The following is a 22,133-nucleotide window of genomic DNA, read 5'->3' on the forward strand; positions in this document are numbered from 1 at the left end:
GCGACCGGGGGGGGGGCGGGGGGCCCGGGGGGGGCTCTCGGGCGCGCCGGGCGGGGGGGCGGGGGGGGGGGGGGGGGGGGGGGGGGCCGCGGGGGCCGGCCCCCCCCCCCCCCCCCCCGCAGCCCCCCCAACCCCCCCCCCCCCCCCCCCCCCCCCCCCCCCCCCCCCGGCCGCCCCCCCCGCCCCCCCCGCCCCTGCCGCCGCAGCCAAGCGCAGCTGGATGGGCCCGATCGCCGGCATGGCCGCGGGCCTGGGCCTGATGGCGCTGGCCTCGCACCTGGGCTTCGGCGAGGCAATGGCCAACTTCATGATGTTCGCGCTGCTCGGCGTGGTGGTGCTGGCGGTGATCGGCTTCGTGATGCGCAACCGCATGGCGCGCAACGCTACGCCGGCCACGGCTGGCGCGGGGGCAGGTGGGCGCGCGGGTGGCAGCTTCGGCGGCGGCTTCGGCAGCCAGCCCGCAGGCGGCACGCGCATCGGCTCGGCCCTGGGTGGCGTCACCGCGGCGGCGGCGCAAGCTTCCGCCATCCCGGCTGATTTCGACGCGGCAGGCTTCGCGCGCAATGCAACGCAGCAGTTCCTGGCGCTGCAGTCGGCCAACGACGCCCGCGACCTGCAACGCCTGCGTGACTACCTCACGCCGGAGATGTTTGAGGAAGTGCGTGCGGATGTCGAGTCGCGTGGCGACGTGGGGCAGGACACGCAGGTGTTTGGCCTGAACGCCCAGGTGCTGGAAGTTGTGGAAGAAGGTGAACGCTACATCGTCAGCGTGCGCTTCACCGGCAGCGTGCGCGACCAGCTCCATGCCGACACGGAGGACCTGGACGAGGTCTGGCACCTGACCAAGCCCCGCACCGGCTTCGGTGGCTGGATCGTGGCGGGTATCCAGCAAGTCACCCCGGGCGTGTAAGCCTGGGCGTTTGATGCGGGGCGCCTGAGCCCCAGCGACGCCTCAGCCGGGCGTCGCGTTCTTCAAACCATCCAGCATCCGCTGCACCAGCGGATGCTGGATTTTTCTTTCAGCCGAGATCAGGTAGAACGCCTCGACCAGGTCGGGGCTGTCGCCCAGCAGCACGATCGTGGGATCGGCCAGCAGCTCTTTTTTCGACAGGCGCGAGGCTGGAAAGGCGCCCATGCCGCTGCGGCCGAACGCCGCCAGCAGCGCGCTGTCTTCAAACTCGCCGACGATGTTCGGGCGCAGCCCTTCCCGCTCGAGCCAGTGGTCGATGCGCGGCCGCACGGCGGCATGGCCCGTGGGCAGCAGCACCGGCATTTCCGCCAGGCAGGCCGGAAAGCGCGGCCAGCGCTTGCCCACCATGGCTGCGGGGGCGAACCACGCCAGCGGCGCTTCACCGAGCTTGTGGCTGTACAGACGCAGGTTGGGGTTGTTGGTGGGGGCGGCACGGTCGGCCAGCAGCGCGTCGAGCTTGTGCAGTGCCAACTCGGCCAGCAGGCGGTCGAACTCGTCTTCGTGGCACAGCAGCCGCGCGCCGGTGTCGGCCACAGCGGGCCGCAAAAGGTGGCGCACGACCAGCTTTGGCAGGCCGTCGGAGATACCCACGCGCAGGCGCATGCCCACACCAGTGGCAGCTTCGCGCACGGCTGCGGGCAAGGCCTCGCCGAGCTGGAAGATCTGCTCGGCCAGCGCCATGGCCGCCTCGCCGCCTTCGGTCAGGACCAGCGCTCGGCCGGCCGGCTTGAACAACGCGTGGCCCATGTCGTGCTCGAGGGCGCGCACCTGGGCGCTGACGGTCTGCACCGCCATGCCCAGCCGCTCTGCCGCGCGGGAAATACCGCCTTCCTTGGCCACGACCCAGAAGTAATAGAGATGACGGAAGTTGAGCGGGGTGGCCATTGGGCAATCATAGGAGCCGCGCGCAGCGGCACCTCAACTCAGGCACGAAAGGGATGGGGCGGGAGCCAGGTTCTCTGGCCGCGACTAGCGTTTTGCGTTCGGGTTGCGGGGCTTCACGCTGGGATGGATGCGCGCCAGCTGGGTGGCGTCCAGCCTGCGATCAACATAGTCTCTTCCCTGCTGGATCGCCAGCTCACTGCCTGGCCAACGTCCGATATTGAGCTTGTGTTGGGAATTCGGGCCGGAGACAAAGCAAACCCAACCTTCGGACGTTCCCATCAAGGACTGAAACCAGCGCGCCTGCAGCTGCCAATCGCGGTGCTCGCAATTGATGATATTCGGGGAGGTCGGCGGGGAAGAAGTCATGGCTGCAGTCTACTGGTATCCCCATGGCCACTTCCGGCTCAGGCCTGCGCAACCCAGCCGCGGAAGGCCAGGCCGGTATAGAACAGCCGGGGCACGCTGAAGCCCGCGTCTTGGAGCTGGGCTTCTTCTGCGGCCGGGTCCAGCAGGCTCAGACGATCGCTGATCACAGACGCCGCGTTGCGCACGCTTGCAGGGTCGACGCCCGAGGCGACGGCAAATGCGACATAGCGCGCCAGCCAGATATCGCGTTCCCCCGCAGCCTGCGGAAAACTCAGGTGGGCCATGACGAAGGGCGCGCCGGGCCGCAGGCGGCGGTGAATCTCCTGCAAGGTGCGCTTGCGTTCAGCCACAGCCACGAAGTGCAGGGTCAACAGGCAGGTTGCCGCGTCGAAAGGGCCGTCCGGCGCCGTGTCCACATAGCCATGGTGCAACTGGGCGCGCCCAGCCAGCGGGCCCAGTGTGGTCCGCGCCATGCGCAGCATCTCCTGCGCGGGGTCGACGCCGGTGAATCGCCAACCCGCATGGGCCTGCGCGAAGGCCTTCAATTCGGCGCCGCCGCCGGCGCCGACGACCAGCACATGGGCATCCGCCGGCGCCCGCTCCGCCACAAGCACCGTCGCCATTTTCTGCAGGTCGTCCCAGCCAGGAACCAGGCGGCGAGTGCGGTCGAAATAGCCGGCCACCGCCTGGGGATCGTTGAAGGGTGCTGACAGCGAGTTGTCGGAGGCGGGCCTGCGCGCAGTCTACGTCTTCTTGCATCGACAAGACCTTCCTGGATGGCGCCGTGGGTCACCGATCCGGACCGCGCGGCCGCCAAGCGCGCCTTCGAAGCGATGCGGATCAGAGCGGCCGCCGGCCCTGCTCGATCCACTCGGTATAGAAGGCGATTTTCGCGTCGATCAGCCGCCGGGCGCGCTGCCACTGCGCGATGCGCGCCTCGACCTGGGCCTTGTGGGCCTGCAGCAGCGCGCGCGTCTGCGCCAGCGTCGCGCCACCGCGCTGGGCCAGCGCCGTGTACTCGCGCAGTTCGGCCACCGACATGCCCGACTGCCGCAGACGGTCCACCAATTCCATCCATTCGAGGTGGCGGTTGCTGTACACGCGGTGTGTGCCCTGGCGCGGCACGGTGGGTAGCAGTCCTTGCGCCTCGTACCAGCGGATGGTGTGGACGCTGCGGCCGGTGCGTTCGGCCAGCTCGCCGATGCGCAGGCGCAGGGGTCTTGCGGCCGGCACGCTGTCAGTCCCGATACCAGATGTCGTGCACGTGCTGGGTGTCCATGTACTCACGCACGGCCGCGATCTTGCCGCCGCGGATGAGCATGAGGGCGTGGTACTCCTGGTCGTAGACGCGGCCGTTGAGCAGTTCGCCGTGGGACTGCACCTCCAGCGCGACCCGATCGCCTTCGGCAGTCACTGCCTTGACCTGCATGCGCAGGCCGTCCCTGAGCCGCTTGCCCATGCGGCGGAACATGGCAGCCATTTCGTCTTTGCTGTGCTCGCCGGCCGAGGGGCTGGCGCCGGGCTTGCCGGCGATCCAGAAGCTGGCGTCGTCGGCCATCAGGTCCAGCGCGCCGGCAACGTCGTTGGCGTCGAAACGCCGGTAGAAATTCTCGGCGATGGTGCGGGGACTCTGGGCGTCTGTCGTGTCCATGGATGCTCCTTTTCCGCAGGCAGGATAGGCCTGCAGCTCAATTGGGCATCCTAGAGTGCACGCCAGGTCAAGGCCCTGTCAAGCGCCGCGGCCGGCGCCAAAAAAAACACCCCACCGGCGGACCGGCGGGGTGGTGAATTGCCCACCAGAGAGGGCAAGGAGACAACTTGTTCAGAATGCGTGGGCGTCGTGCAGGGCCGCCAGCACGCGGGCGCGCAAGGGCAGCAGGCCGGGGTGCTCGCGCTGGCGCGGCCGGGGCAGGTCCACCGCCACCTCGGCCTGCACGCGGCCCGGCCGCGCGGCCAGGACCAGCACGCGGTCGGCCAGCAGCACGGCTTCTTCCACGTCATGGGTCACCAGCAGCACGCTGATGCCATGGGCCTGGGCCAGCGAGGCCAGCAGGTCTTGCAGCTTCATGCGCGTGAAGGCATCGACCGCGCTGAAGGGTTCGTCCAGCAGCAGCACGCGCGGCCGGGCGTACAGGCCGCGGGCAATGGCGACGCGTTGCGCCTGGCCGCCCGACAGCTGCTTGGGCAGGCGGTCCTGCAGGCCGGTCAGGCCCACTTCCTCCAGCAGCGTGCCGACACGCTGGTCTTCCCGGCCCGGGCGGCCGCTGCCGAAGGCGATGTTGTCGGCGACGCTGAGCCAGGGGAACAGCCGGGGCTCCTGGAAGATGAAGCCGACCTCGCGCTGCACGCCGTGCACGGCCCGGCCGTCGACGTGGACGGCGCCCCGGAAGTCCGCGTCCAGCCCGGCGAGGATACGCAGCAGCGTGCTCTTGCCACAGCCGCTGGCCCCCACCAGGGCGACGGTCTCGCCGCTGGCCAGCGCCAGGCGCAGCGGGCCCAGTACGGGCGCGCCGCCGAAATCCTTTTGAGCGACCTGGACGTCGATGACGGCGCTCATGCCAGGCTCCCGGCGTCGAAGCTGTCGCGCCATGCCAGCAGGCGGTGCTCCAGCCAGGCCATGGCCGTGTCGCTGAGCTTGCCCAGCAGGGCCAGCAGGCCGATGGCGACGAAGACGATGTCGGCGCGGCCGGTCTCGCGGCCATCGGTCAGCAGGTAGCCCAGGCCGTTGGTGGCAGCGATCAGTTCGGCCGCCACCATGAACATCCAGGACAGGCTCAGGCCGTTGCGCAGGCCGGTCAGCACCGAGGGCAGGGCGGCCGGCAGCAGCACGCGCCGCACCAGCGCGGCACCGCTCAGGCTGTAGAGCCGCGCCACCTCCACCAGCTTGCGGTCGACATCACGAAAGCCCGCGGCCACACCCATGTAGACCGGGAAGAAGGCGCCGATGGCGATCAGCACCAGTTTGGGTGCCTCATCGATGCCCAGCCACAGCAGCAACAGCGGCACCCAGGCCAGCGAGGGGATGGCACGCAGGGCCTGGAAGCTCGGGTCCAGCAGTTGCTGGGCGCGTTGCGACAGGCCGGCCGCAGCGCCGGCCGCGATGCCCAGGGCCGCGCCAGCGGCAAAACCTGTGGCGACGCGCGCGCTGCTGGCCATGATGTGGCCGGCAAGTGCCTGCGGCCCCAGCGACCAGAGCGTGCGCAGCACCTCGGTGGGCGGCGGCAGCAGGTTGGGGGCGATCCAGCCGGCGCGCGCCACGGTTTCCAACGTGAGCAGCACGGCCGCCGGCAGCAGCAGGCCCAGCCAGCCGCGCGGCAGACGGGGGCGCTGCTCCGGTGGGGCCGCAGCGGCGGGCAGTTCAGCGATCGCTTGGCTGTGGGGCGGCATGGGTGGCGTCAGGCGGCGCGTTGCAGCAAGGACAGAGCGAAGCGCGTGTCCACCAGGTCGGTCACCACCTTGTTCAGGTTGGTGCCGGGCTTGACCAGGCCTTCCTCCAGCAGGATGGGCGCGGCGGCCTGCAGGGCCTGCACGTGTTCAGAGGAGGGCTGGGGATTGCTCAGGTCGGTGCGCAGCTTGATCTGCAGCAGGGCGACCTGCAGGCTGACCTTGGCTTCCTCCGACAGGATCTTGGCCGCCTCGACGGTGTTGGCCAGGATCCATTTGCGGGCCCGCTCGTAGCCGGCGATGACGCGGCGCACTGTCTCGGGCTGCTTCGTCAGAAAGTCTTCGCGCACATTGAGGAAGCCGTAGGTGTTGAAAGCCACGTTGCGGTAGATCAGGCGCGAGCCGGCGTCCAGCTCGCTGGCCGCCATCAGCGGGTCCAGCCCGGCCCAGGCATCGACCCGGCCCTGCTCCAGCGCGGTGCGGCCGTCGGCGTGTTGCAGCGCCACGTGCTCGATGTCGCTGCGCTTGAGGCCAGCGGTGGGCAGGGCGCGCAGCAGGAACAGATACGGATCCGTGCCCTTGGTGGCCGCGACCTTCTTGCCCTTGAGGTCCTTGACGCTGCGGATGGGCGAGTCCTTGCGCACCACCAGGGCCGTCCACTCGGGGCGCGAGAAGATGTAGGGCGCGCGGATCGGACTGCCGTTGGCGCGCGCCAGCAGGGCCGCCAGGCCGGCCGAGGAGCCGATGTCCACACTGTTGGCCGCCAGGTATTCCAGCGCCCGGTTGCTGCCGGCGCTGAACACCCATTTGACGGCCGTGCCGTCCTTGCGCAGGTCCTCCTCCAGCCAGCCGAAGCGCTTGAGCACCAGGCTGGAGGGCGAGTAGGTGGCCCAGTCCAGGCGCAGTTCTTTCAGCGGCTCGTCGGCGCGGGCCAGGACGGGCGCGGCCAGGGCGGCGGCGCCGGCTTGCAGGAGGTGTCGTCTTTGCATGGTGGTCTTTTCGGGAGGTTCAATGGATCAGGAGTAGGCCGTCGGGTCGGGGTACTGGCCGGTGAGGAAATGGCGGCCCAGGTCGCGCAGCTTGTAGTCCACCGGGTCGTGCAAGGTGTGGACGCGGGCGTTGCGCCAGAAGCGGTCGAAGCCGTAGCGCGCCGAGGTCGAGCGGGCACCGGTCAATTCAAAGAAGTCGCTGCTGATGCGCATCACGGCGCGGTGCGCCAGGGCCTTGGCCTGGGCCACGGCAATGGCGACCTCGCCGCGCTCGTCGGCCTGCAGTTCCAGGCCCTGCTGCCAGCCGGCTTCCAGCAGCTGCGCCGCTTCATCGGTCACAGGCTGGGCGGCGCGCGCATCCAGGGCCAGCTCACCGTAGCGGTGCTGCACATAGGGGTCGTCCACCGAGGCCTGCACACCCGAGGCGAACCAGGGTCTGGCGTCCTCGCGCTGGAAGCGCCGGGCCGCGGCCAGCGCGCCTTCGGCGATGCCCAGGTAGAGGTTGGCCATGACCAGCTGCGAGATCTGCGGGCGCAGCGTGGCAAAGACGGTGGACGGCGTGCCCGGCAGCTGCAGCAGGTCGGCCTGCGCCAGCAGGGCGCCGTCGAAACGCACCGTGCCGCTGTCGGTCTGGCGCTGGCCGAAGGCGTCCCAGTCGCCCTGCACGGCCACGCCGGGCGCGTCCGTGGGCAGCGCGCCGATGAGAAAGCCGGCAGACGCCTCGTGCCAGGCGGTCAGCATCAGCCTGTCGGAGCCGACCGAGCCCGAGCAATACGCCTTGGTGCCAGCGATGTGCCAGCCGCCTTCGGTGGGCGTGGCCGTGGTGCGCTTGTCCAGGCGGTTGTAGGCATTGCTCCAGAACAGGCCCTCGGCGGCGGTGTCGCCCAGCAGGCGCGCCTGCTGGGCCGCGCTGCCATACAGCCGCACGGTGGCCAGCTGCAGGTGGTGGAAGGCGAAGACATGGGCCAGCGCGCTGTCTTCGCGCGCCAGGATGCGCACCACCCGCAGCAGGGTGGGCCAGTCGCCGCCGTGGCCGCCGTGTTCGCGCGGGATGGTCAGGGCCAGCAGGCCGCTGGCGCGCAGCAGGTCGCGCTCGGCCGCCGCATGGCCGCCGGCGGCGTCACGTGCGACGGCCGTCTCTGCGAGCTTGGACGCCAGGGTGTGGGCCAGGACTTCGGGGTGGGCCGTGGCAGTGTCACCGGCGGCATCGGTGGCGCTGCTGCGGCCATTGGGAAATTGCAGGATGGCGGACATGGAATCTTTCAGTTCAGCCGGGCGCCGCTGGAGGCGTCGAACACATGGGCTTGTGCCGCCTGCGGCAGAAGGGAAAGCCGGTCGCCGGGCCGTGCATCGATGCGCTGGCGGAAGGCGGCGATGACGTCCTGGCCGGCCAGGCGCGCCGCGATCTGGGTCTCGGCGCCGGTGGGCTCGACCACGATGACCTCGGCGCTCAGGCCGCCGGCCTGCAGGGAGAAGTGCTCGGGCCGCGCGCCATAGAGAACGCGGCTGCCGTGCGCGCCGTCCGGCGTGGCGGCCAGGGGCAGGACCAAACCGTCATCGGTGACCACGTGCGGTGCGTCGCCCAGCTGCAGACGCCCGGGGATGAAGTTCATGGCCGGCGAACCGATGAAGCCTGCGACGAAGGCATTGCGCGGCTTGTCGTACAGCTCCAGCGGCGCGCCCTGCTGTTCGATCACGCCGTCGCGCAGCACGACGATGCGGTCGGCCATGGTCATGGCCTCGACCTGGTCGTGCGTCACATAGACCGTGGTGGTTCCCAGGCGCTGATGCAGGGCCTTGATCTCGGTGCGCATCTGCACACGCAGCTTGGCGTCCAGGTTGGACAGCGGCTCGTCAAACAGGAAGGCCTGGGGCCGGCGCAGGATGGCGCGGCCCATGGCCACGCGCTGGCGCTGGCCGCCCGAGAGCTGGCGCGGCTGGCGCTCCAGCAGTTGCGACAGGCCCAGTGCCGATGCCACCTCGGTGATGCGCCGCGTGGCTTCCTCCTGCGGCGTCTTTTGCAGCCGCAGCGAGAAGCCCAGGTTCTCGCGCACCGTCATGTGCGGATAAAGGGCGTAGTTCTGGAACACCATGGCGATGTCGCGGTCCTTGGGGGCGACGTCGTTGATGAGGCGGCCGCCCAGGCGGATCTCCCCGGAGCTGATGTCCTCCAGGCCGGCGATCAGGCGCAGCAGGGTGGACTTGCCGCAGCCCGAGGGGCCGACCAGGGCGACGAACTCGCCCTCGCGGATGTCCAGGTCGATGCCGTGGAGCACGGCTTGCGGGCCGTAGCTCTTGGTGAGCTGGCGGATGGTGATGGAAGACATGGGTGGGTTCAGTCCTTGAGGCCGCCGGCAGTCAGGCCACGGACCAGCCAGGTACGCACCAGCACGGTGAAGATGACGACGGGGAACATGACCAGGGTGCCGCCGGCGGCGATCTTGGACCACTCCCAGCCCTCGTACTGGAGGAAGTTGACGATGGCGACCGGCGCCGTCGTGGCGTTGGTTCGCGTGAGGATGAGCGCGTAGAAGAAGTCGTTCCACGAGAAGATGAAGCACAGCACGGCCGTGGCCGCCAGGCCGGGCGCCGTCAGCGGCAGGGTGATGCGCCAGAAGGCCCGCCAGACGCCGCAGCCGTCGATGTAGGCCGCCTCTTCCAGCGAGGGCGGCACGGCCTCGAAGAAGGTTTGCATCAGCCAGATGACGATGGCCAGGTTGAAGGTCAGGTAGACGATGGCCAGGCCGATGATGGTGTCCTGCAGGCCCAGCCAGCGGTAGGCCAGGAAAAACGGAATGGTGAAGGCAATCGGCGGCGCCATGCGCGTGACCAGAATCCACAGCGCCACCTGCTGGCGGCCGCGGAACTTCCAGCGTGTCAAGGCATAGGCGGCTGGCACGCCGATGAGCAGTGACAGGCCGGTCGACAGGGTGCTCACCAGCAGGCTGTTGCCGAAGGACTTGAGAAAGTTGCCCTGCAGCAGGCTGGTGAAGGACTCCAGCGTGGGCCTGAACAGCAGGCTGTCATCGAACACCTCGGCTGCCGGCCGGAAAGCCAGTTGCACCAGCCACAGGAAGGGGAACATCACGACGGCCAGCAGCACCAGGGCCGCGGCGCTGCGCGCATGGCGGCGGGCGAACCGGCCGATGCGCGAAGGGGCTCGCACAGGCGATGCCGCTGAATGGGCGGCGACGTGGACGGGGTCAAGGTCGGCCAGGGCCGCCGTGCTAATGCTGTTCATTTTTCCATCCCAGCCGGCCGACCAGCCAGCTCAAGAGAAACACACCGGCGAGGATCACCATGGCGATGGCGCTGGCGTAGCCCCAGTACGAGAAGTTGAAGGCCTGGATGAAGCCGTAGTAGTTGGTGACCTCGGTCACCGTGCCAGGCCCGCCGTTGGTCAGTACATAGATCAGCGGGAAGGCCTTGAAGCTGTCGATCAGGCGAAACAGCGCGCACACCACCAGCACCGGCCGGATGTGCGGCAGCACGATGAACCGAAACAGCTGCCAGCGGTTGGCGCCGTCCAGGCGGGCCGCTTCCAGCGGATCGGCCGGCACCATCTGCAATGCCGCCAGCACCATCAGCATGGTGAAGGGGAACCACTGCCAGGTGTCGGCCAGGGTGATGGCCCACAAGGCGGTGGCCGGGTTGGCGATCAGCGAGGAGAAGGGCAGGCCCAGGGTCTCGGCCGCGCGGTGCAGCGGGCTGACATCGGGCGAGTACATGATCTTCCAGATCAGGGCGACCACGATGGGCGGCAGCACCATGGGGATGAGGAAGGCAGTGCGCGTCGCCGCCAGCAGGCGCGACCTGCCGTCCAGCAGCAAGGCGATGCCCAGACCCACGGCGACCTGCAGCGCCACGCTGGAGACGGAGAGCTTGAGCTGGGTGACCACCGAATCCAGGAAGCGCGGGTCCTCCAGCAGGTGCCGGTAGTTGACCAGCGGGTCGTCGAAGCGAAAGCTCGCGACCGGGTCGGTCAGGCTCAGCGGCGTCAGGCTGGCCACCAGCAGCGCAGCCGCCGGCAGCAGGGTGACCAGCAGCAGCACCACCAGCGAGGGCGCCAGCCCGAGCAGGAAGGCGCGCCGGCGCTGCGCTTGCCAGCCGGCACGGGGGAGGGCAATCGTCATCGGGGCCTAGAGATTGATGCCGGCGCGCTTGAGTTCGGCGATCGAGGCGGCCTGGGCCTGCTGGAAGGCCTGCTTGGCCGACGACTGCTTGGTGACCACCAGCTCGATGGCCTTGTTCAGCTGCTGGTCGATCTGCGGATAGACCGAGACCGTGCGGTACTTCATGTGGCCGGTCTTGGCCGCCAGGTCGATCGATTCCAGCGAGAGTTTGGCCAGGTCGCTGCCGTTGATGACCTGCCGGGAGCGGAAGTCCTGCGAATCGATGTCCGAGCGCCGGGCCGGCGAGCCGTAGCCGGCCAGCACCGCCTTGCGCGTGGTCTGCTTGGACAAGGCCCACTGGATGAAGGCCCAGGCGGCCTCCTTGTTCTTCGAGCCGGTGGGGATGCCCAGGCCGTGCACGGCGGCGCCAGGGAAGCGGCCGGCCGGGCCCTTGGGCACCAAGCCGAACTTCACTGTCTTGATGGTCTTGCTGGTGGCCGGGTCGCCCAGCTGGGCCAGGTGCAGCTGGCCGGCGTCGGTGAAGTTCACCCGGCCCTGCTTGAGGGCCTGGGTCACCTGGTCGGGCGTGTAGGTCACGGCACCGTCGGGGCCGAACTCACGCAGCAGGCCGGCGTAGTACTCGGCGGCGGCGATCACCTCCGGCGTGTCCAGGGTGGGGAAGAGGTCGTCCGGCGCCTTGCGAAAAACGTTGCCGCCGAAGGCCTGCAGATAGGGCACGAAGGTCCAGCCGTAGTGGCTGTCGGCCACGAAGCCGGCCACGCGCTCCTTCTTGTTGACGGCACGCAGCACCTTGGCCAGGTCGTCCACCGTGTCGGGAAACTCCAGGCCGGCGGCCTGCACCAGGTCGAAGCGCGAGGAGGCCGTGAGCAAGGCCTCGGCCGTCCATGGAATGCCGTACAGCTTGCCGTCCTTGCCTGTCTCCGGTGCGCGGGCGCCGGGCAGGAAGTCGTTGATGTCCCAGTCGGCCGGGGTCAGCGCCGGGTTCTTGACGAAGTCGTCCAGCGGGGTGAACCAGCCGTTGTTGATCCAGCGGCTGGAGTAGATGAAGGTGACGTTGAGCACGTCGTAGGCCGAGCCCTTGGTCGACAGCTCCAGGTCGGCGCGCTGGTTGTAGACCGGAAACGAGGGCGTGTCGAAGTTGACCTTGGCGCCAGTGAGCGCCTCGAACTCCGGCAGGTACTGCTGCAGCAGCTTGGGGTAGGCGGCGCTGAAGGTCGAGACATTGAGCGTCACGCCGGCGAATTTCTTGGCACCGCCCTGGGCGGCGGCAAAGCCGGGTAGCAGGGCGCCGGCGCCGAGCGCGGCACCGGCAGTGAGGAACTGGCGACGTTGGGTCATGGAAACTCGTTTCTTTGGGGTGTTCTGGATGGGGCTCAGGCGGCCTGGGAGATGGCGGCGCGGATCTGCTCGTCATTCACAGCCTCCGGGCGTCTGCGGGTGCGGCTGCGCTGGCCGTCCACCGAGACAGCGGGCTCGCCTTCGATGGTCACGCGCCGCACCAGGCGGGCCTGATCGCCGTAGTCGTTGATGGCGTAGTGCTGGGTGGCGCGGTTGTCCCAGATCGCCACGTCGTCCTGACGCCAGCTCCAGCGGACGGTGTTCTCCAACTTGGTCACGCGGTTTTGCAGCAGCTCGAAGATGCGCGCCGACTCGGTGCTGGAAAAGCCGGAGATCTTCTTGACGAAGTGGCCCAGCAGCAGGGCGCGTTCGCCCGAGACCGGGTGCACGTGGACGATGGGGTGCTCGGCCTCGAAGACGGCCGAGACGAACACGTTCTGGTGATGGCGCAGGCGCTCGTCTTCAACCACGGCACGGGTCGCGCCGTAGTCGTAGTCGTTGCTGTGCACGGCCCAAAGCTTGTCGGCGAAGCGCTTGAGGTCTTCCGGCAGGCCTTCATAAGCGGCCGCCGTGTTGGCCCAGACCGTGTCGCCGCCGTAGGCGGGGATGGTGACGCCACGCAGGATGGAGATCTTGGGGAACGCATCAACGAAGGTGACGTCGGTGTGCCAGGAATCGGCGCGGCCGCCGCCCTTGGAGGCATCGAGCTCGAAAAGTTGGGTGCCCTGGGGCGAGGGCACGGTGGGGTGGGCCACGGTGCGACCCAGGCGCGCGCCGAAGGCCTGGTGGGCGGTGTCGTCCAGCTGGTCCTGGCCGCGGAAGAACAAGACCTTGTGCCGGACCAGGGCCGCCTGCAGATGGCCGATGGTGGCGTCGTCCAGGGAGGCGGAGAGCTTCAGGTTGCTGACTTCGCCGCCGATGCGGCCGGCCACACGGCGGATCTGCAGGCCGCCGAAAGAGGCATCTTCGTTCGTGGTTTGCGTTGCGCTCAAGGTCTTGCTCCGGTTGTGGTGCAAAAAATTCTAGGGACAAGCTGCGCAAAAGCGAACCAATGGATTTCGATTTGCAAACAACCAAGTCATCGCTGGGCCGTATAGATGTTTCGGTTGTGAGCAAACGCCAAAACATTCGTTCGCGGCGCGGCGCTTGCGGCATACATTGCGGCTCTCCCGCCTTACCGCAGACAAGCAGACGATGAAATTTCCCGCCTTCGACCTGGGTCAGCTCGAAATCAGGCCCCTGGACGACGCCCTGGGCGCCGAGGTGCTGGGCCTGGACCTGAGCCAGCCATTGACGCCCTACGAACTCGAGCGCATCCACCAGGCGCATCTGGACCACCACGTGCTGGTGTTCCGCGACATGCGCATCACGCCGGCCCAGCAGGTGGCGTTCAGCCGGCGCTTCGGGCCGTTGCAGATCCATGTGCTCAAGGACTTTCAGCTGGCCGGCCAGCCCGAGGTTCTGGTGGTCTCCAACATCAAGGAGGGCGGCAAGCCCATCGGCCTGGGCGATGCCGGCCATTTCTGGCATTCCGACCTGTCGTACAAGGACAAGCCCAGCCTGGGCTCCATGCTGCATGCGCAGGAGCTGCCCTCCGAGGGCGGCGACACGCTGTTCGCCAACCAGCACACGGCCTACGAGGCGCTGCCGCAGGAACTCAAGAAGCTGATCGCGCCGCTGGCGGCCGAGCACACCTACCTGGCAAAGTACGAGGAACTGCGCGAGCGCAGTCCCTGGCGTCCCAAGCTCACGCAGGTGCAGCTCGATGAAGTCCAGCCGGTGGTGCACCCTGTGGTGCGGACCCATCCCGAGACCGGCCGCAAGGCGCTGTTCGTCAGCGAGCATTTCACGACGCGCGTCGTCGGCCTGCCCGAGGATGAAAGCCGCGCCGTGCTGGATGAACTGTTCGAGCGCAGCGTGCGGTCCGAGCACGTCATGCGCCACCAGTGGGCGCCGCATGACATGGTGTTCTGGGACAACCGCTCGGTCATGCACCTGGCAGCCGGCACGCCCGAGCACCTGCGCCGCAAGCTCTACCGAACCACCATCGAGGGCGACACGCCTTTCTGAACTCTTTGAACGACCCACACGCATGAAGAAAATTGTCGCCATCACCGCCCTGGCCGCGGCCAGCCTCGCGGTCCACGCCGAGGGCAAGATCAGCATCGCCCAGCAGTTCGGCATCGGCTACCTGATCCTGGACGTGCTGCAGGACCAGAAGCTGATCGAAAAACACGGCAGGGCCCAGGGCCTGGACATCCAGGTGGAGTGGAGCCAGATCTCCGGCGCCACGGCCATGAACGAGGCCTTGCTGGCCGGCTCGCTGGACGTGGTCTCGGCCGGCGTGCCGCCGCTGCTGACGCTGTGGGACCGCACCAAGGGCAGGCAGAACGTCAAGGCGGTGGCGGCCCTGGGCTCGCTGCCCAACTACCTGATCACCAACAACCCCAAGGTCAAGACCTTGAAGGACCTGGGCGAGAAGGACCGCATCGCCGTGCCGGCGGCGGGCACGGGCTTCCAGTCGCGCACCCTGCAGATCGAGACCGCCAAGGTCTTCGGCAAAGACGACTTCAAGCGTTTCGACAATATCTCGGTCAGCCTGCCGCACCCGGATGCGACGGCGGCGCTGATCAGCGGCGGTTCGGAAATCACCACGCATTTTTCCAGCGCGCCGTTTTACTACCAGGCACTGGAGAACAAGAGCGTGCACAAGGTGCTCAGCTCCTACGACATCCTGGGCGGGCCGGCGACCTTCAACGTGCTCTACACCACGCAGAAGTACCACGACGAGAACCCCAAGACCTACAAGGCCTTCTATGCGGCCCTGTTGGAGGCGGCGCAGTTCATCAAGGCCGACAAGGCCAGGGCCGCAGACACCTTCATCCGGGTGCAGAAGTCCAAGCTCTCGCGCGACTTCGTGCGCCGCATTGTCGAGGATCCGGAGAACGACTTCACCGTCTCGCCGTACCGCACCTTCGTCTATGCCGACGAGCTGCACAAGCTGGGCGTGCTGAAGAACCGCGCTGCATCGTGGAAGGACTACTTCTTCGAAGAAGCCTACGCCCAGCCGGGCAGCTGATGGACAACGCGATGGCCACGGTCACCCCCATCAAGCCCGAGCTCGCGGCCGCGCCGCTGTTGCAGGTGGACGGCGTCAGCCTGGAATACCGCACGGCGCAGACCGTGGTGCGGGCCACCCACCGCGTGCGCTTCGACGTGCATGCGGCGGACCGCTTCGTGCTCCTGGGTGCTTCGGGCTGCGGCAAGTCGACCCTGCTCAAGGCCATCGGTGGCTTCATCGCGCCGGTGGAAGGTGAGATCCGCCTGGACGGCCAGGTGGTGCACGGCCCGGGACCGGACCGCATCGTGGTCTTCCAGGAGTTCGACCAGCTGCCGCCCTGGAAGACCGTGCAGGACAACGTGGCCTTTCCGCTGCGGGCCTCGCGCACCCTGGGGCGCAAGGAGGCTGCCGAGCGGGCCCTGCACTGGCTGGACAAGGTGGGCCTGGCGAAGTTCGCCCAGGCCTATCCGCACCAGTTGTCCGGCGGCATGAAGCAGCGCGTGGCCATCGCCCGGGCGCTGGCCATGCAGCCGCGCGTGCTGCTGATGGACGAGCCCTTCGCCGCACTGGACGCGTTGACGCGCCGCAAGATGCAGGAAGAGCTGTTGGTGCTGTGGGAGGAGGTGCGCTTCACCCTGGTCTTCGTCACCCATTCCATCGAGGAGGCGCTGGTCGTGGGCAACCGCGTGGGTGTGCTCTCACCGCACCCGGGCCGCATGCGCGCCGAGATCAACGCCCATGACTTCGGTCTGGACAGCGAGGGCGCGGCCTTCCAGGCCACGGCCCGCCGCATCCACGGCCTGCTGTTCGATGCGCCCGAGAGCCAGCCCACTGAGGGGAGAAAGACCGCATGACAGTCTTGAACCCTCCCATCCGTCCCGAATACGAACTGGTGCTGGAGCCGCTGCCGCCGCGCGCTGCCGAACGCAGCCTGCCCCTGGCCGCGCGCCTGTGGCAGCAGGGCTGGCTGCGCCGCGGCCTCATCCTGGTGGTGCTGGCCGCGCTGTGGGAAGTGGTGGCGCGCTGGCAGGACAACGACTTGCTGCTGCCCACGTTTTTGCAGGCAGCGCGCGCCCTGGGCGAAGGCCTGGCCAGCGGCGAACTGCTGGAGAAAACCCGCATCACCCTGGCCGTGCTGCTGCAGGGCTACGCCATGGGCGTGCTGGCGGCTTTCGCGCTGACGGTGCTGGCCGTGTCCACCCAGCTGGGGCGCGACCTGCTGTCCACGCTGACCGCCATGTTCAATCCGCTGCCGGCCATCGCGCTGCTGCCGCTGGCCCTGCTGTGGTTCGGCCTGGGCCGCGGCAGCCTGGTCTTTGTGTTGATGCATTCCGTGCTGTGGCCGCTGGCCCTGAACACCTATGCGGGCTTTCAGGGCGTGCCCGACACGCTGCGCATGGCGGGCCGCAACTACGGCCTGACCGGGCTGCGCTACGTGCTGCAGATTCTGGTGCCGGCGGCGCTGCCGGCCATTGTCTCGGGCCTGAAGATCGGCTGGGCCTTTGCCTGGCGCACCCTGATCGCGGCGGAACTGGTGTTCGGCGCATCTTCCGGCAAGGGCGGCCTGGGCTGGTTCATCTTCCAGAACCGCAATGAACTGCAGACCGACCGCGTTTTCGCCGGCCTGGCCCTGGTCATCCTGATCGGCCTGGCTGTGGAGGGCCTGGTGTTCCAGACGCTGGAGCGCCTGACGGTGCGGCGCTGGGGCATGCAGCGCTAGGGCCGCATCACTTTTTCTCGAACTGCTTGCCGGTCAGGGACTTGAGGAAGGCTTCAATGTCCTTGCGGTCGGCGGCGGCAATTTCGCGTCCCAGCTGGTGCCGGCCCATGAGCAGGATGGCCTCGTCCAGGCTGTCGACAGCGCCGTCGTGGAAATAGGGCGGCGTGATGGCGACGTTGCGCAGCGACGCCACGCGGAAAATGTGCATGTCCTCCGGCTTCTTGGTCACGGCGAATTTGCCCTTGTCCAACTCCACCATGTGGCCACGTCCTTTGGCCGTGCGGTCGGCGAAGTAGTCCCCGACCATGCTGAACTTCGTGAACAGGTTGCCGCCCACGTTGATGCCGTTGTGGCAGCCGACGCAGCCGTTGGCTTTGAACTTGTCGTAGCCGAGCTTTTCCTGCGCCGTGATGGCGTTGTCATTGCCCTTGAGCCAGTCGTCAAAGCGCGAGGGCGTGACCAGTGATTTTTCAAAACTCACGATCGCGTCCATGGCGTTGGCCTGGCTCACCGGCTGGTCACCGCCATAGGCGGATTTGAATTCGGCGGCGATGGGCGCGTCTGCGGAAAGGATGTCGATCACCTTTTTCCAGTCATGTGCCATGGTGTCGGCATTGCCGACCGAGCCCGTGATCTGGGCGTGCAGGTCCTTGGTGCGGCCGGTCCAGTTCAGGCCGGCGGTGTTGTAGCGGATGTTGTAGATGGTGGGCGAGTTCAGCTCGCGCACCTTGCCGAAGGCGCTGACCGAATGGCGGCGGGTGTCGGCGCCCCCGGCGTGCGGCAGATGGCAGGATTGGCAGGACACCGTGCCGTCGCCGGAGAAGCGCTTGTCGGCAAACAGCTTTTCCCCCAGCCTGACCTTGGCCGGCTCCACGTCCGTCACCGTGTCCGGCAGGGGCAGGAGAGGCTCGCTGCGCGGAGTCTGCGCAACAACCAAAAGGTGAACGATGCCCGCCGACAGTGCGATCGCCACTGCGCCGCGCTTCCAATGCTTGCTTGCCATGGCCAGCCCTCCTGGACGAGAGAAGACTCTCCCACGCAAGCCGGCGCCATACCAACACCTTTTTCGTAACTTTTTGATCGATGCAAGGGACTTCCGGAGGGATCGGCTGTCGCGCCGACCGGGCGGCTGGAGCGCAGCCGGCCATTGGAGGGAGGCGCGCCGCGCGCCGGGCACCCATGCTGGAGCGGCTTCAACCCTTCACCAGGAACACCCCATGCGCAAACAGTTCGCCGCCCTCGCCATCGCCGTCGCAGCCGCTCTGCCGGCAGTCGCCCAAGTGCATCCCTTTCCTCCCAGCTTCAAGATGCAGGACATCCAGGCGGGAGACGCAACCATCCACGTCCGCGTGGGCGGCTCCGGTCCCGCCGTGGTTCTGCTTCACGGGTTCGGCGACACAGGCGACATGTGGGCCCCGATGGCGGCCGTGCTGGCGCGCAGCCACACGGTCGTGGTGCCGGACCTGCGTGGCATGGGGCTCTCGTCACATCCTGCAGGCGGCTACGACAAACGCACGCAGGCCGCCGATGTGCGGGCGGTGCTCACCCACCTGAAGCTGGACCAGGCCGACATCGTGGGCCATGACATCGGGACCATGGTCGCTTACGCCTACGCGGCCCGCTATCCGGACAAGACCACGCGTCTGGTTGTGATGGACGCGCCGGTTCCCGGCGTCCCGCCATGGGACCAGATCGTGCGCAGCCCGGCGCTCTGGCACTTTTCCTTTGGAGGTCCCGACGCCGAACGGCTGGTGGCCGGGCGCGAGCGCATCTACCTGGACCGCTTCTGGAACGAATTCGCCGGCAACCCCGCCAAGATCGACGAGGCAACGCGCGTCCACTACACCCAGTTCTACGCCAGGCCGGGCGCCATGCACTCGGCGTTTGCGCAGTTCCTGGCCATTGGCCAGGATGCGCAGGACAACGCCAAATCCATCGCCAACAAGCTGACCATGCCGGTCCTGGCCATCGGTGGCGCCAAGTCCTTTGGGGCCAACGAGGCGGCGGTGATGCGCAACGCGGCGAGCAACGTCACCGAACTGGTGATTCCCGACGCGGGCCACTGGCTGATGGAGGAGGCGCCGCAAGCCACGATTGACGCGGTTCAGGCCTTCCTGCGGCGCGCTCTCTGACCGGAGCGGGCAGCGCCGGCGTGTTCAGCTGGCCTGACGCGTCGGCATGATCACGACCTGCTGCAGGTTCACATGCGGCGGCAGGCCCACTGTGAATGCGATGGCCTGCGCCACGTCTTCCGGCTGGAGCCATTCGATGGTCTCGCGCGTGCTCTCCAGCCAGTCGATCGCGCCTTGATCGGAAAAATGGCTTTGCAGCTCGGTCGCCACGATGCCCGGCTCGATCATGGAGACCCGTACGCCCTTGACGCCGAGTTCGCCCCGCAGGTGGCGCGACAGGTGGCTGGTCGCGGCCTTGGTGGCGGAGTAGACGGCGAAGTTGGGATAGATGTTCTGCGCGGCAATCGAGGAAATGTTGACCAGGTCGGCCGGGCACCCGTCTGCCGCGGCATCGAGCAGCGATGGCAGGAAAACACCGGTGATGCGCAATGCGGCGCTCAGGTTGAGCGAGATCATGTGGTCCCAGTCCTCGGTGCGGTGCTCGGTGATCGGGGAGGGCAGCATGACGCCTGCGTTGTTCACCACCAGGTTCACCACGCCAAGCTGGGCTGCGATGGTCGCGGCCGCCTTTTCGACGGACCGCGGGTCCGTGACATCCACTGTGACCGCAATGGCCACGCCGCCGGCACCGGCGATGTCCACTGCATGCCGTTGCAGAAGCTCCGTCCTGCGGCCCAGAAGGGCCACCTTGGCGCCGCGCGCGGCCAGCAGAGCGGCGGTCGCGGCGCCGATGCCGCTGGATGCGCCAGTCACGACTGCGACGCGTGAGGACAAGGGCTGGGAAGCTGCGATGGCCTTGCTATGCGTGCTCATTGGTTTGATCCCGTTCGGTCAATGCATCGCAGCGCCAGAAGCGAAAACCTTGCGGGCCCCGGGCACCCGGCCGTTGCCGTAACCAGGCGTTTCCGTTGTCGGGGAAGGCGGCAAAGTCAGCAGCCCGCGGCGTTCGGCAACCGCCGTCACCTCGGTGCGGTTCTTGGCGCCGAGCTTTTCGAAGATGGCTTTCAGGTGGGATTTCACCGTGCCGATCGCGATGTCCAGTTCGCGTGCCACGACCTTGTTGCACAGGCCTTCGGCGACCAGGCGCAGAACATCCGCTTCCCGACCGGTCAGCGATGCGGTCGCGACGCTGTCCGCCAGCCGCCGGGCCGCGGGGGTGCAGATGTAGCGCGCGCCCTGGTGCAGGGTGCGGATGCCGGCAACAAGTTCGTCCGGGCTGCATCCCATGATCAGGTAGCCGCGCGCGCCTTGTTCCAGCGCCCGCCGGATCTCCCATTCGCTCTCGCGGGCCGTCAGGATCAGGACCTTGGGCATGCGGTCCGCCCCCCTCGCTGCCGCAGATCTGGCGGCCGTGATCAACGCCATGCCGTTTTCATAGTCGGCAACGGTGACGTCCGCCGCCCGCCCATCGGTCAGCAACTCCAGATCGGCTTGCTCTCTGAGGGTGGATTTCATGCCGCTGGAGATGAGCGGGTCCTGGTGCATCAGATGCACCGTGATGGTTGGCAGCTTGGACATGTGGTTCTTCCTTTTTGAGTCGCAGTTGGGGGCTGGTGGACCTGGCCAAGGCAATGGTCTTCCCGGGCATCCGCGCAGGGAAGTGAATCGATGTGAATCGGCACGGGGGATGGGCATCAGCGCCACATGGCGGCCGGCGGAAAGGGCGAACGGTGTGAATTGGTGTGAATTCTTTGCGCTTACCTTCAGTGCGTCTGCCTCCCGCGGTTAGGCTCAGGATGCGCCACTTTGGCAGGATGAGAGCCCCACAAATGACGGATGCAAAGACGGATTCGGGCGGCGACGTCGCCGCGCGGCTGGACGGTTTGCCGGTCACGGCCCTGCATGTGGCAGCCATCGCCCTGTGCGCGCTGGGCTTCATGTTCGACCTGCTGGAGATCGCCCTGGGCAGTGTTCTGTCGGCTGTTTTCTCGACAGCGCCCCATGTGGTGCCGGCCGAGAAGCTGTCGCTCCTGTTGTCGGCTGTCTACATCGGGGCCGTCGTTGGCGCGCCCGCCCTGGGGTGGTGGGCCGACCGGCACGGCCGGCGCAACACGCTGATGGGCATGCTGTTGTGGCTGGCGCTGATGTCGTTCGGCGCGGCCCTGAGCGACGACGTCACGGCCTTGACCATCTACCGCGGCCTGGCGGGCCTGGCCCTGGGCGCCTACCCGCCGCTGATGATCGCCTTCCTCACCGACATCCTTCCGCCAAAGCGGCGCGGCATGCTGATCTTCGTGACCGTCGGCGTGGCCTCGCTGGGGCCTGTGCTGGGTGTGTTTTTCATCCGCGGCCTGGGCTCCGCCCAGCCCATGGGTCTGGAGGCCTGGCGCTGGGGCTTTTTGCTCGGCGGCGTGGGTTGCGCCTTTTTCGGACTGCTGTTTCGGGCCCTGCCGGAGTCGCCGCGCTGGCTGCAAGCCAGGGGCCGGCATGCGCAGGCCGACGCGGCCTGCCGCGATTTCGAGAACTCCAGGGTGGTCATGCGCCCCGGCCCAGCCGAACCTCCAGCGTCCGCAGGCAGCAGCGGAGACGGCGCGCCGGCACCGGCCATGTCCGCCGGGCGGCGCTGGTCGCTGGTGGGCGGGCTGTACTTGCTGAGCCCCTGGTTCACCGTGGCCTTTCCCCTCCTGACGGGGGCCATCCTCACGCAAAAAGGCGTCAAGCTCTCCGACGCCTTGCTGTATGTGGGCTTGTCGCAGTTCGGGCCCCTGGTGGGCGCCCTGGTTTCCGCGGCCGTGGTCGACAAGATCGACCGGCGGCTCTCGCTGGGCCTGTGCGCGGCCGCCATGCTGGGCGCCGGTGCCGGGTTCATCGCGGCCGACACGCCGGCGATGCTGATCTTGACCAGCGTCGTCTTCACCTTGTCCGGCTTCCTCTATATCTCGATCCTGAACCTGTATGGGGCCGAACTGTTTCCGACCCGCATCCGCGCCGCATCGATCTCGGGCGCGTGGGCGCTCAACCGGCTGGGTGCCGCCATCGCGCCGCTGCTGTTGCTGCCCCTGCTGCGCGGCGCTGGCCCCGGCGCAATGTTCGCCGTGATCGCCGGGACGCTGGCCGCCACCATGGTGTTGCTCGCGTTCGGGCCGCAAGGCCGGCAAAGGCGCTCCGTGGGCTAACATGACCCCACTCCACCACCCCCGGGCCTCCCCCAGCCG

At 68.0% G+C, this 22,133-nt stretch carries 24 protein-coding genes; 7 read left to right on the forward strand and 17 right to left on the reverse strand.

Annotation, left to right across the window (positions count from 1 at the left end):
- The first annotated feature begins 220 nt into the window (after positions 1-220).
- The gene (locus Q0632_RS10990) at positions 221-910 is read left to right on the forward strand and encodes a Tim44 domain-containing protein (RefSeq protein ID WP_298928925.1); all 690 of its coding nucleotides are present in this window, start codon (positions 221-223) and stop codon (positions 908-910) included.
- 42 nt (positions 911-952) lie between these two features.
- Here the strand turns inward: Q0632_RS10990 and Q0632_RS10995 are convergent, their stop codons facing one another.
- The 14 genes from Q0632_RS10995 to Q0632_RS11060 form a co-directional block, all read right to left on the reverse strand.
- A complete protein-coding gene (locus Q0632_RS10995) occupies positions 953-1,855 on the reverse strand; it encodes a LysR family transcriptional regulator (protein WP_298928927.1) in 903 nt (300 codons plus the stop codon).
- An 84-nt stretch (positions 1,856-1,939) separates the two neighbouring features.
- Positions 1,940-2,221, reverse strand: coding sequence for a hypothetical protein (locus tag Q0632_RS11000; RefSeq protein WP_298928929.1), 282 nt, complete (start codon positions 2,219-2,221; stop codon positions 1,940-1,942).
- Between the two features lie 38 nt (positions 2,222-2,259).
- A complete protein-coding gene (locus Q0632_RS11005; protein WP_298928931.1) occupies positions 2,260-2,844 on the reverse strand; it encodes a class I SAM-dependent methyltransferase in 585 nt (194 codons plus the stop codon).
- 217 nt (positions 2,845-3,061) lie between these two features.
- Positions 3,062-3,454 (reverse strand): MerR family transcriptional regulator, encoded by a 393-nt coding sequence (locus Q0632_RS11010; RefSeq protein WP_298928938.1) that lies wholly within the window; start codon positions 3,452-3,454, stop codon positions 3,062-3,064.
- 4 nt (positions 3,455-3,458) lie between these two features.
- Positions 3,459-3,872 (reverse strand): nuclear transport factor 2 family protein, encoded by a 414-nt coding sequence (locus Q0632_RS11015; RefSeq protein ID WP_298928940.1) that lies wholly within the window; start codon positions 3,870-3,872, stop codon positions 3,459-3,461.
- 171 nt (positions 3,873-4,043) lie between these two features.
- Complete coding sequence (locus Q0632_RS11020; RefSeq protein ID WP_298928942.1) at positions 4,044-4,778, reverse strand: ABC transporter ATP-binding protein; 735 nt, start codon at positions 4,776-4,778, stop codon at positions 4,044-4,046.
- Positions 4,775-5,608 (reverse strand): ABC transporter permease, encoded by an 834-nt coding sequence (locus Q0632_RS11025; protein WP_298928947.1) that lies wholly within the window; start codon positions 5,606-5,608, stop codon positions 4,775-4,777. Before Q0632_RS11025 ends, Q0632_RS11020 begins: the two co-directional genes overlap by 4 nt.
- A gap of 8 nt (positions 5,609-5,616) precedes the next feature.
- Positions 5,617-6,594, reverse strand: coding sequence for an aliphatic sulfonate ABC transporter substrate-binding protein (locus Q0632_RS11030; RefSeq protein ID WP_298928951.1), 978 nt, complete (start codon positions 6,592-6,594; stop codon positions 5,617-5,619).
- 27 nt (positions 6,595-6,621) lie between these two features.
- Positions 6,622-7,848 carry an acyl-CoA dehydrogenase family protein gene (locus tag Q0632_RS11035; RefSeq protein ID WP_298928954.1) on the reverse strand — a complete coding sequence of 409 codons (1,227 nt, stop codon included), beginning with the start codon at positions 7,846-7,848 and terminating at the stop codon, positions 6,622-6,624.
- Positions 7,849-7,856: 8 nt separating this feature from the next.
- Positions 7,857-8,921: an ABC transporter ATP-binding protein gene (locus Q0632_RS11040; RefSeq protein WP_298928957.1), complete on the reverse strand. Its 1,065-nt coding sequence runs from the start codon at positions 8,919-8,921 to the stop codon at positions 7,857-7,859.
- An 8-nt stretch (positions 8,922-8,929) separates the two neighbouring features.
- Positions 8,930-9,835: a carbohydrate ABC transporter permease gene (locus tag Q0632_RS11045; RefSeq protein ID WP_298928960.1), complete on the reverse strand. Its 906-nt coding sequence runs from the start codon at positions 9,833-9,835 to the stop codon at positions 8,930-8,932.
- Positions 9,822-10,727 (reverse strand): carbohydrate ABC transporter permease, encoded by a 906-nt coding sequence (locus Q0632_RS11050; protein WP_298928963.1) that lies wholly within the window; start codon positions 10,725-10,727, stop codon positions 9,822-9,824. The genes Q0632_RS11045 and Q0632_RS11050 overlap by 14 nt, the downstream gene beginning before the upstream one ends.
- 6 nt (positions 10,728-10,733) lie before the next feature.
- The gene (locus Q0632_RS11055; RefSeq protein ID WP_298928966.1) at positions 10,734-12,065 is read right to left on the reverse strand and encodes an extracellular solute-binding protein; all 1,332 of its coding nucleotides are present in this window, start codon (positions 12,063-12,065) and stop codon (positions 10,734-10,736) included.
- Positions 12,066-12,100: 35 nt separating this feature from the next.
- The gene (locus tag Q0632_RS11060; RefSeq protein ID WP_298928969.1) at positions 12,101-13,057 is read right to left on the reverse strand and encodes a TauD/TfdA family dioxygenase; all 957 of its coding nucleotides are present in this window, start codon (positions 13,055-13,057) and stop codon (positions 12,101-12,103) included.
- 202 nt (positions 13,058-13,259) lie between these two features.
- Between Q0632_RS11060 and Q0632_RS11065 the strand changes: the two genes are divergently transcribed.
- Genes Q0632_RS11065 through Q0632_RS11080 form a run of 4 tightly spaced genes read left to right on the forward strand, consistent with a single transcriptional unit; the run spans position 13,260 to position 16,846 of the window.
- A complete protein-coding gene (locus Q0632_RS11065; protein ID WP_298928972.1) occupies positions 13,260-14,135 on the forward strand; it encodes a TauD/TfdA family dioxygenase in 876 nt (291 codons plus the stop codon).
- 22 nt (positions 14,136-14,157) lie between these two features.
- Positions 14,158-15,144, forward strand: a complete 987-nt coding sequence (locus tag Q0632_RS11070) for an ABC transporter substrate-binding protein (protein ID WP_298928975.1) — start codon at positions 14,158-14,160, stop codon at positions 15,142-15,144.
- A gap of 11 nt (positions 15,145-15,155) precedes the next feature.
- Complete coding sequence (locus Q0632_RS11075; RefSeq protein WP_298928979.1) at positions 15,156-15,980, forward strand: ABC transporter ATP-binding protein; 825 nt, start codon at positions 15,156-15,158, stop codon at positions 15,978-15,980.
- Complete coding sequence (locus tag Q0632_RS11080) at positions 15,977-16,846, forward strand: ABC transporter permease (RefSeq protein ID WP_298928982.1); 870 nt, start codon at positions 15,977-15,979, stop codon at positions 16,844-16,846. The genes Q0632_RS11075 and Q0632_RS11080 overlap by 4 nt, the downstream gene beginning before the upstream one ends.
- A 7-nt stretch (positions 16,847-16,853) precedes the next feature.
- Here Q0632_RS11080 and Q0632_RS11085 read toward each other — a convergent pair whose 3' ends face one another.
- A complete protein-coding gene (locus tag Q0632_RS11085; protein ID WP_298928984.1) occupies positions 16,854-17,849 on the reverse strand; it encodes a cytochrome c peroxidase in 996 nt (331 codons plus the stop codon).
- 214 nt (positions 17,850-18,063) lie between these two features.
- Here Q0632_RS11085 and Q0632_RS11090 point away from each other — a divergent pair, with 214 nt between their 5' ends.
- Complete coding sequence (locus Q0632_RS11090; RefSeq protein ID WP_298928989.1) at positions 18,064-18,978, forward strand: alpha/beta hydrolase; 915 nt, start codon at positions 18,064-18,066, stop codon at positions 18,976-18,978.
- Between the two features lie 24 nt (positions 18,979-19,002).
- On the opposite strand, the gene Q0632_RS11095 is transcribed toward Q0632_RS11090, so the two are convergent.
- Both Q0632_RS11095 and Q0632_RS11100 read right to left on the reverse strand, forming a co-directional pair.
- Entirely contained in the window at positions 19,003-19,791 is a 789-nt protein-coding gene (locus Q0632_RS11095; RefSeq protein ID WP_298928992.1) for an SDR family oxidoreductase, read from the reverse strand.
- A gap of 18 nt (positions 19,792-19,809) precedes the next feature.
- Positions 19,810-20,496: a response regulator transcription factor gene (locus Q0632_RS11100; protein WP_298928996.1), complete on the reverse strand. Its 687-nt coding sequence runs from the start codon at positions 20,494-20,496 to the stop codon at positions 19,810-19,812.
- A 251-nt stretch (positions 20,497-20,747) separates the two neighbouring features.
- Here Q0632_RS11100 and Q0632_RS11105 point away from each other — a divergent pair, with 251 nt between their 5' ends.
- Positions 20,748-22,094 (forward strand): MFS transporter, encoded by a 1,347-nt coding sequence (locus Q0632_RS11105; protein ID WP_298928999.1) that lies wholly within the window; start codon positions 20,748-20,750, stop codon positions 22,092-22,094.
- The last annotated feature ends 39 nt before the right edge of the window (positions 22,095-22,133 follow it).

Origin of the sequence: uncultured Ramlibacter sp. (assembly GCF_936925435.1) — a bacterium.
In the GTDB taxonomy this organism is placed as follows: domain Bacteria; phylum Pseudomonadota; class Gammaproteobacteria; order Burkholderiales; family Burkholderiaceae_C; genus Ramlibacter.

Excerpts from the sequence above, each read along its gene's own strand:
- Q0632_RS11035 (WP_298928954.1), bottom strand. The coding sequence starts at position 7,848 with ATGTCCGCCATCCTGCAATTTCCCAATGGCCGCAGCAGCGCCACCGAT.
- Q0632_RS11085 (WP_298928984.1), bottom strand. The coding sequence starts at position 17,849 with ATGGCAAGCAAGCATTGGAAGCGCGGCGCAGTGGCGATCGCACTGTCG.
- Q0632_RS11050 (WP_298928963.1), bottom strand. The coding sequence starts at position 10,727 with ATGACGATTGCCCTCCCCCGTGCCGGCTGGCAAGCGCAGCGCCGGCGC.
- Q0632_RS11020 (WP_298928942.1), bottom strand. The coding sequence starts at position 4,778 with ATGAGCGCCGTCATCGACGTCCAGGTCGCTCAAAAGGATTTCGGCGGC.
- Q0632_RS11080 (WP_298928982.1), top strand. The coding sequence starts at position 15,977 with ATGACAGTCTTGAACCCTCCCATCCGTCCCGAATACGAACTGGTGCTG.
- Q0632_RS11090 (WP_298928989.1), top strand. The coding sequence starts at position 18,064 with ATGCGCAAACAGTTCGCCGCCCTCGCCATCGCCGTCGCAGCCGCTCTG.
- Q0632_RS11030 (WP_298928951.1), bottom strand. The coding sequence starts at position 6,594 with ATGCAAAGACGACACCTCCTGCAAGCCGGCGCCGCCGCCCTGGCCGCG.
- Q0632_RS11075 (WP_298928979.1), top strand. The coding sequence starts at position 15,156 with ATGGCCACGGTCACCCCCATCAAGCCCGAGCTCGCGGCCGCGCCGCTG.
- Q0632_RS11025 (WP_298928947.1), bottom strand. The coding sequence starts at position 5,608 with ATGCCGCCCCACAGCCAAGCGATCGCTGAACTGCCCGCCGCTGCGGCC.
- Q0632_RS11095 (WP_298928992.1), bottom strand. The coding sequence starts at position 19,791 with ATGAGCACGCATAGCAAGGCCATCGCAGCTTCCCAGCCCTTGTCCTCA.
- Q0632_RS11000 (WP_298928929.1), bottom strand. The coding sequence starts at position 2,221 with ATGACTTCTTCCCCGCCGACCTCCCCGAATATCATCAATTGCGAGCAC.
- Q0632_RS11045 (WP_298928960.1), bottom strand. The coding sequence starts at position 9,835 with ATGAACAGCATTAGCACGGCGGCCCTGGCCGACCTTGACCCCGTCCAC.
- Q0632_RS11055 (WP_298928966.1), bottom strand. The coding sequence starts at position 12,065 with ATGACCCAACGTCGCCAGTTCCTCACTGCCGGTGCCGCGCTCGGCGCC.
- Q0632_RS11015 (WP_298928940.1), bottom strand. The coding sequence starts at position 3,872 with ATGGACACGACAGACGCCCAGAGTCCCCGCACCATCGCCGAGAATTTC.
- Q0632_RS11070 (WP_298928975.1), top strand. The coding sequence starts at position 14,158 with ATGAAGAAAATTGTCGCCATCACCGCCCTGGCCGCGGCCAGCCTCGCG.
- Q0632_RS10990 (WP_298928925.1), top strand. The coding sequence starts at position 221 with ATGGGCCCGATCGCCGGCATGGCCGCGGGCCTGGGCCTGATGGCGCTG.
- Q0632_RS11040 (WP_298928957.1), bottom strand. The coding sequence starts at position 8,921 with ATGTCTTCCATCACCATCCGCCAGCTCACCAAGAGCTACGGCCCGCAA.
- Q0632_RS11100 (WP_298928996.1), bottom strand. The coding sequence starts at position 20,496 with ATGTCCAAGCTGCCAACCATCACGGTGCATCTGATGCACCAGGACCCG.
- Q0632_RS11005 (WP_298928931.1), bottom strand. The coding sequence starts at position 2,844 with ATGGCGACGGTGCTTGTGGCGGAGCGGGCGCCGGCGGATGCCCATGTG.
- Q0632_RS11065 (WP_298928972.1), top strand. The coding sequence starts at position 13,260 with ATGAAATTTCCCGCCTTCGACCTGGGTCAGCTCGAAATCAGGCCCCTG.
- Q0632_RS11105 (WP_298928999.1), top strand. The coding sequence starts at position 20,748 with ATGACGGATGCAAAGACGGATTCGGGCGGCGACGTCGCCGCGCGGCTG.
- Q0632_RS10995 (WP_298928927.1), bottom strand. The coding sequence starts at position 1,855 with ATGGCCACCCCGCTCAACTTCCGTCATCTCTATTACTTCTGGGTCGTG.